This is a genomic window from Bacteroides sp. AM23-12, assembly GCF_003434395.1.
GTDB lineage: Bacteria > Bacteroidota > Bacteroidia > Bacteroidales > Bacteroidaceae > Bacteroides > Bacteroides thetaiotaomicron.
The window spans coordinates 1-16,340 of sequence record NZ_QTLF01000003.1 but is presented as its reverse complement, the minus strand read 5'-3'; the positions used below and the strand labels follow the sequence as shown (position 1 = coordinate 16,340).

The 16,340-nt window shown below is 46.2% G+C and carries 15 protein-coding genes; 6 read left to right on the top strand and 9 right to left on the bottom strand.

Going from position 1 to position 16,340, the window contains the following annotated elements:
- Window position 1: 1 nt before the first annotated feature.
- The 8 genes from murD to DW640_RS03890 form a co-directional block, all read right to left on the bottom strand.
- Window positions 2-1,336 carry a UDP-N-acetylmuramoyl-L-alanine--D-glutamate ligase gene (murD, locus tag DW640_RS03925; protein WP_048696462.1) on the bottom strand — a complete coding sequence of 445 codons (1,335 nt, stop codon included), beginning with the start codon at window positions 1,334-1,336 and terminating at the stop codon, window positions 2-4.
- Between the two features lie 168 nt (window positions 1,337-1,504).
- The gene (mraY, locus tag DW640_RS03920; protein ID WP_008763716.1) at window positions 1,505-2,773 is read right to left on the bottom strand and encodes a phospho-N-acetylmuramoyl-pentapeptide-transferase; all 1,269 of its coding nucleotides are present in this window, start codon (window positions 2,771-2,773) and stop codon (window positions 1,505-1,507) included.
- A 97-nt stretch (window positions 2,774-2,870) separates the two neighbouring features.
- Entirely contained in the window at window positions 2,871-4,319 is a 1,449-nt protein-coding gene (locus DW640_RS03915; RefSeq protein ID WP_011108839.1) for a UDP-N-acetylmuramoyl-L-alanyl-D-glutamate--2,6-diaminopimelate ligase, read from the bottom strand.
- A 23-nt stretch (window positions 4,320-4,342) separates the two neighbouring features.
- Window positions 4,343-6,469, bottom strand: coding sequence for a penicillin-binding protein (locus tag DW640_RS03910; RefSeq protein ID WP_011108840.1), 2,127 nt, complete (start codon window positions 6,467-6,469; stop codon window positions 4,343-4,345).
- A gap of 60 nt (window positions 6,470-6,529) precedes the next feature.
- Complete coding sequence (locus DW640_RS03905) at window positions 6,530-6,886, bottom strand: FtsL-like putative cell division protein (RefSeq protein WP_048696456.1); 357 nt, start codon at window positions 6,884-6,886, stop codon at window positions 6,530-6,532.
- Window positions 6,887-6,894: 8 nt separating this feature from the next.
- Window positions 6,895-7,809, bottom strand: a complete 915-nt coding sequence (gene rsmH, locus DW640_RS03900; protein WP_074857879.1) for a 16S rRNA (cytosine(1402)-N(4))-methyltransferase RsmH — start codon at window positions 7,807-7,809, stop codon at window positions 6,895-6,897.
- Complete coding sequence (gene mraZ, locus DW640_RS03895) at window positions 7,796-8,266, bottom strand: division/cell wall cluster transcriptional repressor MraZ (RefSeq protein WP_008763721.1); 471 nt, start codon at window positions 8,264-8,266, stop codon at window positions 7,796-7,798. Before mraZ ends, rsmH begins: the two co-directional genes overlap by 14 nt.
- 455 nt (window positions 8,267-8,721) lie before the next feature.
- Window positions 8,722-9,225, bottom strand: coding sequence for an RNA polymerase sigma factor (locus DW640_RS03890; RefSeq protein ID WP_008763722.1), 504 nt, complete (start codon window positions 9,223-9,225; stop codon window positions 8,722-8,724).
- 258 nt (window positions 9,226-9,483) lie between these two features.
- Here DW640_RS03890 and DW640_RS03885 point away from each other — a divergent pair, with 258 nt between their 5' ends.
- A complete protein-coding gene (locus DW640_RS03885) occupies window positions 9,484-10,302 on the top strand; it encodes a 1-acyl-sn-glycerol-3-phosphate acyltransferase (protein WP_011108841.1) in 819 nt (272 codons plus the stop codon).
- A 24-nt stretch (window positions 10,303-10,326) separates the two neighbouring features.
- Complete coding sequence (locus DW640_RS03880) at window positions 10,327-11,340, top strand: GNAT family N-acetyltransferase (protein WP_008763724.1); 1,014 nt, start codon at window positions 10,327-10,329, stop codon at window positions 11,338-11,340.
- Here DW640_RS03880 and DW640_RS03875 read toward each other — a convergent pair.
- A complete protein-coding gene (locus DW640_RS03875; RefSeq protein WP_117577502.1) occupies window positions 11,312-12,664 on the bottom strand; it encodes a deoxyguanosinetriphosphate triphosphohydrolase in 1,353 nt (450 codons plus the stop codon). The genes DW640_RS03880 and DW640_RS03875 overlap by 29 nt on opposite strands.
- Window positions 12,665-12,788: 124 nt before the next feature.
- On the opposite strand from DW640_RS03875, the gene dut reads away from it, so the two are divergent.
- From dut to DW640_RS03855, 4 genes are all read left to right on the top strand, one after another.
- Complete coding sequence (dut, locus tag DW640_RS03870) at window positions 12,789-13,223, top strand: dUTP diphosphatase (protein ID WP_008767650.1); 435 nt, start codon at window positions 12,789-12,791, stop codon at window positions 13,221-13,223.
- Between the two features lie 18 nt (window positions 13,224-13,241).
- Window positions 13,242-14,996 (top strand): lipopolysaccharide assembly protein LapB, encoded by a 1,755-nt coding sequence (locus DW640_RS03865; protein ID WP_008763727.1) that lies wholly within the window; start codon window positions 13,242-13,244, stop codon window positions 14,994-14,996.
- Window positions 14,993-15,574, top strand: a complete 582-nt coding sequence (locus DW640_RS03860; protein WP_117577409.1) for a DUF4292 domain-containing protein — start codon at window positions 14,993-14,995, stop codon at window positions 15,572-15,574. The genes DW640_RS03865 and DW640_RS03860 overlap by 4 nt, the downstream gene beginning before the upstream one ends.
- Window positions 15,571-16,340, top strand: a 770-nt coding sequence (locus DW640_RS03855) for a murein hydrolase activator EnvC (RefSeq protein WP_370448812.1), incomplete at its 3' end; no start/stop codon positions are given. The genes DW640_RS03860 and DW640_RS03855, both read left to right, overlap by 4 nt.

The window sequence follows — 16,340 nt, the reverse complement described above, 5'->3', positions numbered from 1 at the left end:
TTTATAATTCTCTTACATATTTCTTAAACTGATCGCCGCGGTCTTCGTAACTCTTGAAGAGGTCGAATGAGGCGCAGCAGGGGCTTAACAATACGGTTTCTCCTTTCTTTGCCAGTTTGTAGGCTGCTTCTACTGCATCCTTCATTCCGGTCTGCACATCGGCTACGGGCAGTCCGAAACGGTCGAAAAAGTCGTGCAACTTTTCGTTGTGCAGTCCCAGATAAACCAGTGCCGAGCACTTTTCACGTACCAGGTCTTCTATTTCCGTATAGTCGTTGCCTTTGTCTTTGCCGCCCAGTATCAGTACTGTCTTGGTGGTCATGCTTTGCAGGGCATACCAGCAAGAGTTGACATTGGTCGCTTTTGAGTCATTGATGAAGTCGATACCACGTACGCGCGCCACTTTCTCCAGGCGATGTTCCACTCCCTTGAAGTCGGAGAGCGCCTTGCGGATATTTTCTTTAGTGATACCTGCCAGGTTTGCCGAGATACCGGCAGCCAGCGAGTTGTAAAGATTGTGCTGTCCGGTCAGTGCCAGTTCCTCCTGTTCCATGTTGAAGGCGATGGGCTCGGTTATCTTCACTTCGTGGTCTTCTACGTATGCGATGGCTCCGTCTTCCTTCACGGCTGCGAAAGGATACAGATGAGCTTTCAGACCGTGCTTTGCCAGTTCCTGTTTGATGATCGGGTCATCGTTCCAGAAGATGAAAGCGTCGTCCGTTGTCTGGTTCTGCGTAATACGGAATTTGGCATCGATGTAGTTCTGCATACAATGGTCGTATCGGTCCAAATGGTCCGGAGTGATATTCATCAGTACGGCGATATTGGCACGGAAGTTATACATATTGTCCAGTTGGAAAGAGCTGAGTTCGATGATATAATAGTCATGATGCTCTTCGGCTACTTGCAAAGCCAGACTCTTGCCGATATTTCCGGCCAGTCCTACATTCAGATCTGCACTCTTAAAGATGTGGTAGATCAGGGAAGTAGTCGTTGTCTTTCCGTTAGAACCGGTGATGCAGATCATTTTTGCATCGGTATAGCGTCCGGCAAACTCGATTTCGGAGATAACCGGTGTGCCTTGGGCTTTCAGTTTCAGGATCAGCGGGGCGTCATTCGGGATACCGGGGCTTTTAATCACTTCATCGGCATTCAGAATGAGTTCTTCGGTATGATGTCCTTCCTCCCAGGCAATATGGTGGCTGTCCAGAAGTTCCTTATACTTATCCTTGATAGCGGACATATCCGAAACAAATGTTTCAAATCCTTTTACTTTGGCGAGTACGGCTGCACCAGCGCCGCTTTCACCGGCTCCTAAAATTACAATTCTTTTCATTTACAATAATGTGCTTTTGCTGTCCGACAGGCAGACTCTTCTCTCTTCCTTTTCATCTTTTCTTTTTCGCTCGTCGGCTGCGCACATCTTTTTAAAGTTAATAATCGGGTTAATACTCTCAACTATATTAATGTTACAAATATCCTGCATTGGGCAGTCTGTTTGTTCTCATCGTATTTTTAATGTAATAATCGTTATCGCTGCCAGTACAATCGTTACAATCCAGAAACGGACGGTAATCTTTGATTCGTGAAATAGCTGGTCGGGCTTCGTGAACTTCACCGTACATCCCGGTTCTACCAGACTCATCGAAGTACGGAAATGATCGTGTATCGGAGTTCGTTTGAACAACCGCTGTTTTACTCCCTTCCGCTTACCTATCTTATAGTAGAAGCGTTGCAGTATGACTGACAGATTCTCTACCAGAAATACACCGCAGAGAATCGGTATCAGCAATTCTTTGTGGATGATAATGGCAAATACGGCAATGATACCACCGATAGTCAGGCTGCCTGTGTCTCCCATGAATACTTGTGCCGGATAGGCGTTGTACCATAAGAAACCGATCAATGCACCGATAAAGGCACAAATGTAGATTACCAGTTCTTCCGATCCCGGAATGTACATGATATTCAGATAGCTGGCAAATTCGATGTGTGACGATACGTACGCCAGTATTCCCAGCGTGGCACCGATAATGGCGGAGTTTCCGGCTGCCATACCGTCCATGCCGTCATTCAGGTTAGCCCCGTTCGAAACGGCGGTTACAACGAAGATCGTAATGATCACGAACAGGAACCATCCGGCTGTCTGTGCATGTTCGCCCATAAAGCCCACCAGGTCGGCATAATCTAAGTTGTTACTTTTAAAGAAAGGAATAGTGGTTTGGGTAGATTTTAAATCATTGGTTCCGTGAATCACTTCCATTTCCTGTCCCGGTGTATGAACCTCGATGTTCTCGCGGATAACTACATCCGGACTCAGATACAGGGTTAAGCCTACAATCAGCCCCAGACCCACCTGACCGATGATTTTGAACTTACCGTGCAAGCCTTCCTTGTCTTTCTTGAATATTTTGATATAGTCGTCGGCAAAACCGAGTGATCCCAGCCATACAGTGGTGATCAGCATCAATATCATGTATATATTATCCAGCTTACCCAATAGCAGGCAAGGTATAAGGATGGCTACAATGATGATGACACCTCCCATGCTTGGTACGCCTACTTTGTTGACACCGAACGGGTCGGTCTTGGCGTCACGCTGTGTTTCCGTGATTTGCTTCTTTTTAAGCAGATTGATGAATTTGTCTCCCCATATACTCGATATAAGCAATGCGAGGATAACAGCCATCAAAGCACGGAATGAGGTGTAACCGAACATTCCCGCTCCGGGAAAATTAAGCTTGTGCAGCCATTCAAACAGATAGTATAACATCTCTTTTCTATTTACAATTTATAGCCTGCAATTTACAGTTTCTCATTGTTGCCCCACGCTTGATAAGATGCTGTCTATTGCAAATAATTATATGTTGTCAATTAAATATTTCCTTCAAAACTTCCTTGTCGTCAAAGTGGTGTTTCACTCCTTTGATTTCCTGATAGTTTTCGTGCCCTTTTCCGGCAACGAGTATCACGTCTCCTTTTTCTGCAAGCATGCAAGCCGTGCGGATCGCTTCTTTCCGGTCGGCGATGCTGAGCGTTTTTTTCATATCTTCCGCATCCAGTCCGGCAAGCATATCGTTGATAATCTCCTGTGGCTCTTCAAAACGCGGATTGTCCGATGTGATAATCACCCGGTCACTGGCTTTCGCTGCTTCCTTTGCCATGATGGGGCGTTTCCCCTTATCGCGGTTGCCGCCGGCACCTACTACGGTGATCACTTTTCCTTTGCCTTCGAGTACTCCATGAATGGCGTTCAATACATTCACCAACGCGTCCGGAGTATGTGCATAGTCAACGATGGCCGTTACCCCTTTCGGAGAACGGATGGCATCGAAACGTCCGGCTACCGGATGGAGCGTACTGAGCGCAAGAAGTACATCTTCCTCTTTTTTGCCCAATAATACGGCTGCTCCAAATACCGCCAACAGATTGGATGCATTGAACTTGCCGATAAACTGAACGGCCAGCTCATGATTATTGAAATCGAGCAGCATTCCTTCAAAATGGGATTCTATGACCCGGCCTTTGAAGTCGCTGAGGCTTCTTAATGAATAGGTGTAGACCTTGGAACGTGTATTTTGTGTCATCACCAGCCCGTTCTTATCGTCAAGGTTGGTGAGGCTGAAAGCGTTTTTAGGCATATCGTCAAAGAACTTTTTCTTTGCCTTCAGATAGTTCTCTACCGTTTTGTGATAATCCAGATGATCGCGCGTCAGATTCGTGAAGATACCTCCCGCAAACTTTAATCCGCTGATACGTTTTTGAGCGATGGAATGTGAACTGACTTCCATAAAGACGTACTTGCATCCTTCGTCCGCCATTTGCCCCAACAAGCGGTTGAGCGTGATAGGGTCGGGGGTGGTATGTTCTGTCGGAATCGGCTGATCGTCGATATAGTTGCAGACAGTAGAGATTAATCCCACTTTATATCCGAAGTAGCGGAATGTATTATATAATAAGGTGGCGATGGTTGTCTTGCCATTTGTTCCCGTCACACCGACCAGTTCGAATTGTGAAGTCGGATTACCGTAGAATGTCGTTGCAATCTTTCCTACTGCATCTTCGCTGTCTTTCACTTGGATATAAGTGATTCCTGCTACGGGTTCCTCCGGTATATCTTCGCAGAGGATGGCAGTCGCTCCCTTCTGAATGGCAGCGGGGATATAGGCGTGACCATCGGTCTGCGTGCCGCGCATCGCCATAAACAGCTGTCCGGCTTCTACCAGACGGGAGTCAATGTTGACTCCGGTGATCTCTATCCTTGAATCTCCGGTCACTTGCACCGGCTGGATTGCTTTCAGTAACTCGTTTAATAACATATCTGTCCTACTTAATTTAATTCTTAATGCAACGTAAGCGTAATCGTCTGCCCTTTTCTTGCAACACTGCCGTTGGCTATCGACTGGCTTTTTACTTTCCCGACTCCCACCAGATTGACTTTCAATCCTTTGCTTTCCAATAGATAAACAGCATCTTTCGCTCCCATGCCTACGACGCTTGGCACGAAGTTCTGCATGATACCCCGGCTTTCAAGAACTACCGCCTGAGGGGCGGGATGGGTGCTTCCCCATACTTCTTTTCCCGAATCGGTGATTTTTCCCTGTATCTTTATATTCAGTTCTTCCAGTACCCGTTGCGTTTCCCTCATTTCTCCTGCCTTAACGTTCGGGATGACTACCGTATTCGTATCAATGGCACTTGTGAGTGGCAAGCGCAGGTCTTTGGCATACACTCTTTCTGCGATCTTGCTGAATACGCTACCTGCCATCAAACCTCCCGAAGCGGGCAAACCGGGTTTCTGGATCGAAACAATCATACTGTACTTCGGCTCTTCCGATGGGAAGTATCCGCAGAAGCTGACGAGATAATTGGTTCTTCCTGTCTTGTAGCCGGCTGCTCCCTGCGAAACCTGTGCTGTTCCGGTCTTACCGGACACATGGAACTGCTTGCTTCCTGCCGGTTTGGCAAGTCCTTCACCTACCACTTTCCGCAGGATTTCCCGTATTTGTGCCAGCGTCTTGTCCGAACAGATCTTGGGATTGATGATTTCCGTCGGATATTCCTTTATCACTTCTCCGTCTCTGACGGCGGCTTTTACAAACTTCGGACGTATGGATACTCCGTTATTGGCTATTGCATTATAGAATGTCAGAATATTGATCGGTGGAACCTGCGTTTCATAGCCGATGCTCATCCATGGCAAAGTCGTTTTTGAAAAATAGCGTTCTTTCGGACCACGAATATTCGGCTTTCCTTCTCCGGATATTTGCAGGTGGAGTGGCTGGTCGATGCTCATCCGTTTCAGTCCGTCCACAAACTTCTGCGGGTTGCTTCCGTAAAAGTTCTCGATGATGCTGGAAGTTCCGACATTGGACGATACTCCCAAAATCTCGGTAACAGTCAGTTTGCCGTATCCGCCTCGATGCCAGTTGTGGTCTTTCATGACACGGCCATGCATCGGCTTTTGTCCGTTGCCGGTGTCTACGATATAGTCCGGAGTGATTTTTCCGTCTTCCAGAGCTACCATGATAGAGGCTGTCTTGAAGGTAGAACCCGGTTCGAGCATATCGCTGATTGCATTGTTGCGTACTTCATAATATTCACCGTCTCTGCCTTGCGTCATATTGACGATGGCTTTTACTTCTCCGGTTGCAACTTCCATCAATACGACTACACCCACGGTGGCGTTCAGCTCTTTCAGCTTGTCTACCAATGCTTTTTCGCAAATATCCTGCATACCTACATCGATGGTAGTGATCAGGTCGCAACCGTCGATCGGGGCGACATCGACAATGTTCAGGTATTTGTTCATCACCTTTTGGCGGTGAGTTAGCCCGTCACGTCCTTTCAGAATCGTATCGAACGCGAGTTCTATACCATTCTTTGCTCCTTGGGCTGTATCGGCATATACATCTCCCAGGGTACGGGCTGCCAATGAGCCGAAAGGTTTCTTACGCTGATTATATGCCAACTCCTTGAATCCTCCCTTATAGCGGTTCAGACAGAAGACAGGCAGACGTTTCACCTCTTTATATTGTATATAAGAGATACGCTTCGGGTAGATCAGGTAGTTACGGCTTTTGGCCTGACGTCCTTTTTGAAGGTGTGCCTTGAATTGTGCCGCACTTTTGTCGGGGAATATCTTATGCAGTCCGATGCAAATCGAATCCATATTGGCTTTGAGGATGGAATCCCGACGTGCCTGATCCTTCTTTCTTCTTTTTTCGTCCTTTTCACCGGACATAAAGTCCATGTAGATTCTGTATTCAGGCAGTGAACTTGCCATCAGTTTACCGTCAGAAGAAATAATGTTTCCGCGGTTAGGTTTCACCGTCACGTTTTCTTTTACGAAACGATCGGCTACATCCTGCCAGTACTGCCGTTCGGCAAACATGGTCACGCCTGCCTTGACGACAATTGCTACTCCTATCAGTGCCATGATCAGAATGACAAAGAAGTAACGGGTCATTATATTTTTCTTATTTACTGCCACAGTGCTTATTCTCTTTTAAGACTCTCCACTTACACCTTATTTAATAAGGTAAGGCGGGTTGGTAGAGGTCTGCAAATCACTTTCCTTGTTTGATATATACTCTTCGATGCGTGACTGACGGCTTTTCTCCATCAACTCCGAACTACGGGTCAGTGCATCGTATTTAATGTCGATTAATTCTTTCTTCAACCGGTCTATCTCAATCTGTTGTTGCTGGCTCGCATAGCGGTTATGGATATAGAAGATGACGAATACCATAATCAGTACCAACAGCTTCGTCTGCCGGCGGAAAAAGTCTGTGGCGAGGATATCTCCTCCCAGAATACTTTTCAATGAGGTGCGTTTTTTCTTTTTGCCCTCTTCTGCTTTTTTGTTTACTGCTTCTTCTTCCATATCTGAGATTATTTCTTCTCTGCAATTCGTAATTTAGCACTTCTCGACCGTGGATTTCTTTCTATCTCCGCTTCGTCGGGGACAATCACTTTATTGTTGACCAACCGGAACGGAGTTTGCAGATTTCCAAAGAAGTCGGTTTCCGCTTTCCCTTCTACGTTTCCTGTTTTCATTATATTCTTCACCATGCGGTCTTCCAGTGAGTGATACGTGATCACTACAAGGCGTCCCCCCGGTTTGAGCGCTTCGGTGGCTGCTGCCAGCATTTCTTTCAGCGCTTCCATTTCCTGATTCACTTCGATACGGAGTGCCTGAAATACTTTCGCCAGTTCTTTTTTCTCCCGTTCGCGTCCGAAAAGCGGCTTGATGATTTCCAGAAACTCGCCGATGGTCCGGATAGACTGTCCGTTTCTGGCTTTCACGATGACGGATGCCAGTTTGCGGCTGTTTTTCAATTCACCGTACAGATAGAAAATGTTCGCGAGCCGTTCTTCTTCGTATGTGTTGATGATGTCGGCTGCGGTGAGTCCTGCACGTTTGTTCATACGCATATCCAGCGCTCCGTCAAAACGGAATGAGAAGCCACGCTCGCTGTCGTCGAAATGGTGGGAGGACACGCCGAGGTCGGCGAGGATTGCGTCCACCTGTTCGATGTCATGATACCGCAGGAAATTCTGCAAATAGCGGAAGTTGCTGCGTACAAAGGTGAAGTGGGGATCATTGACGATATTCCGTTCGGCATCCTCGTCCTGATCGAATCCCAGCAGGCGCCCGCCTTCTCCAAGGCGTGAAAGAATCTCGCGCGAATGCCCTGCTCCTCCGAAGGTAACGTCTACATACGTTCCGTCCGGATGAATATTCATTCCGTCAACGCTTTCCTTTAGCAGTACGGGTACGTGGTATGTCAACTCATCTTTCTCCATCTTGTCTATTTTCATCGTTCATAATCTCTTCTAATGCTGCACCGAACTCTTCGGGGGACATGAACGGTTGTTCTGCCCGTTCTTTGGCCCAAATCTCTATCTTGTTGTCGATACCGATAAAGCGTATATCTCCACGGATATTACAAATCTGTAAGTAACGCTTCGGGATCAGTATGCGTCCGTTGCTGTCGGGCGTAACTACTTCGACGTCACTCACAAACTGTCTGAAAATGAGCTGGTGTTTGCTATTCCATTTGTTCAGCCTGCTTCGGAGCTCATTCAGCTCCTCGTTCCACACGCTCTCGGGGTACAGTGTCAGGCAGTCCTGAAATACGTCTTTACGCATAATAAGTCTCTCTTCGGAAGCAGCTTGCAGTTGCTTCCTGAAAGTAGCGGGGATGAACACTCTTCCTTTGGCGTCCGCCCTGACTTCAATATTGCCTAAAAAACGTATCATTTACCTTATTATAATAAGAGAGTGTAAAAGTAGGAAATTCCCCACAATTCCCCACAATTTTCCATAAAAATCTTTTAGATAAGTTTTCAACCGATTGTTAAATGCTTATTTACTTGAAAAAGATGCGGTTTGGGAAATGCTTTATTAGTGGGCGAAAACGGAAAGATGCGGCGCTTTTTTGTTTGTATTGAGGAAGAATCTTTTTTTTATCGAAAGAGAGGCTTTCTTTCTTTGCGAGGGAGGTTTGTACGACACCCGGGTCTCGGTATGTATGACACCCGGGTGTCAGGACGTACAACACCCGGGTGTCAGTATGCTCGACATCCGGGTGTCATATAGGAGGGATTAGTAAAAAAGGCAGAAGGTATGGTAACTCTTCTGCCTTAAACTAACACAATTAAAAATCTGCACTAAAAATATCTAACTTGGAATTGATAAATAATATAGTTAAAGGTTTAGCGAAAGTCTTTCAGTTCTTCCTGCAATTTCTGGCGGGTGAAGAAGATACGGCTCTTCACGGTGCCCAGCGGGAGGTTCAGCTTTTCAGCGATTTCGCGGTACTTGAAGCCGGAAACGTGCATAGCGAACGGAACTCTATATTCTTTCGGGAGCGCGTTGACTACCCGATGCATTTCTTTCAGGTCGTACGTTCTTTCCGTACTTTCAAAGCCGGTGTCTTGTGGCAGGTTCAGATGATAAAGATTATCGGTCTGATCGATGAATGTCTGGTCGCGAACTACTTTACGGTAGTTGTTGATAAAGATATTGCGCATGATGGTATACATCCATCCTTTGAAATTTGTGTCGGGCATATATTTATCCTCATTGTCTAATGCTTTGAGTGATGTCTCCTGCAACAAATCGTTTGCTTCTTCGCGGTCGGTTGTCAGTTTGTATGCGAAGCGGAGTAACTCATCCTGTACTCCTACTAAATCTTTTCTGAAGCTTAAACTTTTCATATACGTTGCTTTTAAAAAGTGAATATTCGTTTGTATTTTTCGATGGTGCAAGTTTACGGCATTTCTGATAATGAGATAGGGTATGAACCGACAAAATTTAGGGGAAAAACTATCCGCGGATAGTTTTTAGGTGGTATTTGATAGTTTTTGGGTGTTCTTTTTTCAAGTTGCAAACTTAAATCCTGCATTTTCTGGCAAATTATTGCGATTAATAAAAAAGAACCGTTAATTTTGTGGCATCATTTTTATTTGAAAAGAATGACTGATGACTCTTTATTTTTAATCGATGTCGATAAGATACTTCGGACGAAAGCTCCGAAGCAATATAAGTACATCCCTAAGTTTGTGGTTTCTTATCTGAAGAAAATAGTTCATCAGGACGAGATTAATGTGTTCCTGAATGAATCGAAAGATAAACTGGGAGTGGATTTCCTTGAAGCATGCATGGAGTTCCTTGATGCGAAAGTGGAGGTGAAAGGTATAGAGAACCTGCCGAAAGAAGGATTGTATACCTTTGTGTCCAATCACCCGCTGGGAGGACAGGATGGAGTGGCTCTAGGCTATGTGCTGGGGCGCCATTATGACGGGAAAGTAAAGTATCTGGTGAATGACCTGCTGATGAACCTTCGCGGTTTGGCCCCACTTTGTGTTCCTATCAATAAGACAGGAAAGCAGGCAAAGGACTTTCCCAAGATGGTGGAAGCCGGGTTCCAGTCCGACGACCAGATGATCATGTTTCCTGCGGGACTTTGCTCGCGGCGTCAGAACGGAGTGATCCGTGATCTGGAATGGAAGAAGACATTCATTATAAAAAGCATACAGGCGAAGCGGGACGTAGTTCCCGTTCATTTTGGTGGCAGAAACTCTGATTTCTTCTACAATCTGGCGAATGTTTGTAAGGCACTGGGTATTAAATTCAATATTGCTATGCTGTATCTGGCGGACGAGATGTTTAAGAACCGCCACAAAACCTTTACTGTCACTTTTGGAAAACCGATTCCCTGGCAGACTTTCGATAAATCGAAGACTCCTGCGCAGTGGGCGGAGTATGTGAAGGACATTGTATATAAACTGTAACTGATAGAACACTATAACAAGAATATGGAAGAGATTATTAAACCGGTGAGCAAAGAACTGCTGAAAGCAGAGTTGACGGAAGATAGACGCTTGCGAATGACCAATAAAAGTAATAATCAGATTTATATTATTACCCATCAGAATGCACCTAATGTGATGCGTGAAATTGGTCGTTTAAGAGAAATTGCCTTTCGTGCTGCGGGTGGAGGAACGGGCCTGTCGATGGATATCGACGAATACGACACGATGGAACACCCATATAAGCAGTTGATCGTATGGAATCCGGAGGCGGAAGAAATATTAGGTGGTTACCGGTATTTGCTTGGAACGGATGTGCGCTTTGACGAAGCGGGGGCTCCGATTCTGGCTACTTCTCACATGTTTCATTTCTCGGATGCGTTTATAAAGGAATATCTGCCTCAGACCATTGAGTTGGGACGCTCTTTTGTGACGCTGGAATATCAGTCTACACGTGCCGGCAGTAAAGGTCTGTTTGCGTTGGATAATCTGTGGGACGGATTGGGAGCGCTGACAGTGGTGATGCCGAATGTGAAGTACTTCTTTGGCAAGGTGACTATGTATCCCAGCTATCATCGTCGTGGACGCGACATGATTCTGTACTTCCTTAAGAAGCATTTTAATGATCGGGAAGAGCTGGTAACACCGATGGAACCGCTGATTCTGGAAACTTCCGACGAGGAACTGAGAACGTTGTTCTGCAAGGATACCTTTAAAGAGGATTATAAGATATTGAATACGGAGATTCGCAAGCTGGGTTATAATATCCCGCCGCTGGTCAATGCCTATATGAGTTTAAGCCCTACCATGCGTATGTTCGGGACGGCTATCAACTATGAGTTTGGTGACGTGGAAGAGACCGGTATCCTGATTGCTGTAGATGAAATCCTTGAAGACAAGCGAATCCGGCACATCCAGACGTTTATAGAAAGTCATCCGGATGCGCTGAAAATGCCTTGTGAGAGCGAAGGGGTGTTTACTCCTAAGGTAGTTACACCGCAGGAAGGCTGTTGCCATTAATTTTCCGGTAAAGATCGAGTGCGAAGACATCGGTCATTCCAGATATATAATCAAGTACCGCCTGTATTCTTTCGTAGAGTACGGGCGATTTTATATTGTATTGGTCGGAAACACGGTTGGTTAAAAGCTCGGAGTAAGCTTTTTCTTTTCCCGGTAAGGTGACGGCATCTACCATCAATTCCAGCAAAGTGCTGATGATACGGAAGCCTGCCAGCTCGATGTCCAGTACATCTTGCGAACGATAAATTCTTTTCAGTGATATTTCCGCACAATGATTGTAAGCGGCTGCCGGACCTTCGGCGATGTGCTTGATGAGCGCTCCTTCGAAAGTTCCTGCCAGTATTTCCTGCTCGTATTCCAGAAAGACACGGGTGCACTCGCGTACTAACAGACCGATAACAGAAGAACGCAGATAGGCTATCTGTTCATTGATATCATTGACTATTTGGAAAGTACTTCGGAGACGGGATTGCCGGTCTTCGGAGAAAAACGCCATCAACAGTTTCTTGGTCTCGTCTGTAGTGATAATCTTTAGTTTATGGGCGTCTTCGATATCCATCATCTGATAACAGATGTCATCTGCTGCTTCTACCAGATACACTAGCGGGTGTCGCGCATACTTTAACGGTTGTTCGCTAAGCTGGATGAGTCCCAGCTCGGTTGCGATTTTGCGGTAGCTTTCTTCCTCACTGACAAAGAAGCCGAACTTGGATTTTTTGCCTGCAAGGCTCGATGAAAAGGGGTATTTTACGATGGAGGCAAGCGTTGAATATGTTAAGACGAATCCTCCTCTGCGGCGTCCTTCGAACTGGTGAGTGAGGATGCGGAAAGCGTTCGCATTTCCTTCGAAATGTGTCAAATCTTCCCATTCCATCGGAGAAAGTTGCTCTCCGTCCGGCTGCTTTTCCTGTAGCCTTTGTCCTTTTCCTTCTGAAAAGAACGTAGAGATAGCCCGTTCGCCGGAATGCCCGAAAGGCGGATTGCCTAAGTCATGTGCCAGGCAGGCGGCCGATACGATTGAGCCGATTTCCGGCAGGAAGGAACTTTCCAGTTCCGGTTGGCGTTCCAGGATTGCTTTGGCTACATCGTTGCCCAAAGACCGTCCTACGCAAGATACTTCGAGGCTGTGCGTCAGTCGGTTGTGTACGAAAATACTACCGGGCAGCGGGAATACCTGTGTTTTGTTCTGCAGGCGGCGGAACGGTGCGGAAAATATGAGGCGGTCATAGTCCCGTTGGAACTCGGAACGGTTCTCTTGCCGTTCTTCGTGAAACTCTTCCATTCCGAAGCGTTTGGCTGATATTAGTTGCTTCCAATTCATCATTTTATTTACTATTTGGCTGATTACAATTTGCAAATTGGTTGTTACCACATTATTTAACTGCAAACTTAACTAATTTTCAGTTCAAAATGTGTATTTTCGCCCGTTAAATAGTAAATGTGCATTTATGAACGTTCAAGTTATCAATAAATCGAAGCATCCGCTTCCGGCTTACGCCACTGAGTTATCTGCAGGAATGGATATCCGTGCTAATCTTTCTGAACCTATCACATTGGCGCCATTGCAGCGTTGTCTGGTGCCGACAGGAATCTATATTGCTCTTCCACAAGGATTTGAAGCTCAGGTTCGTCCCCGTAGCGGACTGGCCATTAAAAAGGGTATTACCGTGCTCAACTCTCCGGGAACGATTGATGCGGACTATCGTGGAGAAGTCTGCATTATTCTGGTCAACCTTTCCTCCGAACCTTTTGTGATCGAGGACGGGGAACGTATCGCCCAGATGGTGATCGCCAGACATGAGCAGGCGGTATGGCAGGAAGTGGAAGTGCTGGATGAAACAGAACGCGGAGCAGGGGGCTTCGGACATACAGGACGAGGATAAGTACCATAAAAAGAGAAAATGAACAAGAAAAATAGTATATGGCTTTTGGTTGCTGTATGGACATTGGTTTCGTGCGGAACGGTGAAAAGTACAAGGGAAAAGCCAGCTGTCGCTTTGGCGCAGTCTTCATTAACGCCCGAACAGCAGCGGAAATATGATTATTTCTTTCTGGAAGCTATGCGCCTGAAAGAAAAGAAGGATTATGCGTCCGCTTTCGGATTATTGCAGCATTGTCTGGATATTCATCCGAATGCGGCTTCTGCGCTTTATGAGGTTTCGCAGTATTATATGTTCCTTCGTCAGGTGCCGCAAGGGCAAGAGGCGCTGGAAAAGGCTGTGGCGAATGCGCCGGATAACTACTGGTATAGTCAGGGACTGGCATCTTTGTATCAGCAACAGAACGAACTGGATAAGGCTGTCACCCTGCTGGAACAGATGGTGGTACGTTTTCCTGCCAAGCAGGACCCGCTTTTCAACCTTTTGGACCTGTATGGCCGACAAGAAAAGTATGATGAAGTCATCTCTACTTTAAACCGTCTGGAAAAGCGTATGGGTAAGAATGAACAGTTGTCCATGGAGAAGTTTCGTATCTACCTCCAGATGAAGGATGACAAGAAAGCATTTCAGGAAATAGAAAGTCTGGTGCAGGAATATCCGATGGACATGCGTTATCAAGTCATCTTGGGAGACGTATATCTTCAGAATGGCAAGAAACAGGAGGCTTATGACGTTTATCAGAAGGTGCTGGCGGCGGAACCCGATAATCCGATGGCTATCTTCTCGATGGCTTCTTACTATAAACAGACAGGGCAGGAAGAACTCTACCAACAGCAGTTGGATACACTGTTGCTGAATAAGAAGGTGACTCCTGATACCAAAGTGGGCGTCATGCGTCAGATGATTGTGGAAAATGAACAGGCCGATAAGGACAGTACGCAGATCATCGCTTTGTTTGACCGGATCATGAAGCAGGAACAGGATGATCCTCAGATTCCGATGCTTTATGCGCAATATCTGTTGTCCAAGAATATGGAGTCGGAGTCAGTCCCCGTCTTGGAACAGGTGGTTGACCTGGACCCTACCAATAAAGCTGCCCGTATGATGCTGATCGGTGCTGCGGTAAAAAAAGAAGATTATAAGCAGATTATCAAAGTCTGCGAGCCGGGTATTGAAGCGACTCCGGATGCGCTGGAATTTTATTATTATCTGGCTGTTGCCTATAATCAGGCGGAGAAACCGGATAGTGTGATAAGCATCTGCAAGAGAGCGCTGGAACATACGACGGCTGACAGTAAGAAAGAAATCGTCTCGGATTTCTACTCTATTCTGGGAGATATGTATCATACGCAGAAGCAGATGAAGGAGGCTTATGCTGCCTATGACTCGGCGCTGGTCTACAATCCGTCCAACATTGGCGCACTGAACAACTATGCCTATTACCTGTCAGTAGAGCGTCGTGATCTGGATAAAGCGGAAGAAATGAGCTATAAGACCGTAAAGGCAGAGCCAAACAATGCCACTTATCTGGATACGTATGCCTGGATTCTCTTTGAAAAGGGGAACTATGCGGAAGCTCGTATTTACATCGATAACGCCATGAAAAGTGAGGGCGGCGATAAGAGTGATGTGATTGTAGAACATTGCGGAGATATCTATTATATGACCGGAGATGTGGACGGCGCGCTTACCTACTGGAAGAAAGCACTGGAAATGGGCAGTGAGTCGAAAACATTGAAACAGAAAATAGAAAAGAAAAAATACATTGCAGAATGAAAAGAATCGCTTATTTTTTGTTGATTGCAGTCGTATTGGTAGGTTGTAAGAGTTCAAAGCGTCTGACGGCGACAAAGGTGCCGGAAGTAGCTGCTTCCGAAGCAGCTATTCCCAGCTATCTGGCTTCCAGACTTCAGCTGACGATTCCGGGTAAAGGCGGAAGTATGTCGGTGGGCGGTACCATGAAGATGAAGAGCCGTGAACGGGTACAGATTTCCTTGCTGATGCCTATTCTCCGTACGGAATTGGCACGCATCGAGGTGACTCCTACTGAAGTATTATTCGTCGACCGGATGAACAAGCGGTTTGTACGCGCAACCAAAAAAGAGCTGAAAGAAATATTATCGAAGAACGTAGAGTTCTCCCAATTGGAGAAATTGCTGACTGACGCTTCTAAACCCGGAGGAAAAACTGAACTATCCGGGAAAGACCTGGGAATCCCCAAACTGGAGAAAGCGAAAGTACAACTCTATGATTTTTCGACCAAAGAACTTTCGATCACTCCGACAGAAGTTACTTCCAGATACCGTCAGGTCTCTTTGGAAGAATTAATGAAAATGCTGGTAGCTTTATTATGATAAAACGTCTCTTTGTAATTCTGGTAAGCAGCCTTTGGCTGGCGATTCCGCTTTCTGCTCAATCGAACAAGCTGATTCGTGAGCTGGAAGGTAAGCGCGGTGCTTTGCAGAAGCAGATCGCCGAGACGGAGTCGATTTTACAGAATACAAAGAAGGACGTAGGCAGTCAGTTGAACGGACTGGCGGCACTGACGGGACAGATTGAAGAACGAAAACGGTATATCCTTGCGATCAATAACGATGTGGAGACTATCGAACGCGAATTAGTGTCATTGAACCGCCAGCTGAATAGTCTTGAAAAAGACCTGAAAGAGAAAAAGAAGAAGTACGAAGCATCTGTCCAGTACCTCTATAAGAATAAATCGATTGAAGAGAAACTGATGTTTATCTTCTCCGCCAAGAACCTGGGACAAACGTATCGTCGTATGCGTTATGTGCGTGAATATGCCACCTACCAGCGTCTGCAGGGAGAGGAAATATTAAAGAAGCAGGAGCAGATACGGAAGAAAAAAGCAGAACGTCAGCAAGTGAAAGCCGCCAAAGAGGGACTGCTGAAAGAACGTGAGAACGAAAAGGCGAAACTGGAAGCTCAGGAGAAAGAGAAGCGCACACTGGTGGCTAATCTGCAAAAGAAACAGAAAGGTCTGCAAAGCGAAGTGAACAAGAAGAGACGGGAAGCCAATCAACTGAATGCCCGTATCGACCGGTTGATCGCAGAAGAAATAGAACGTGCCCGCAAACGTGCCGCGGAAGAAGCCCGCCGCGA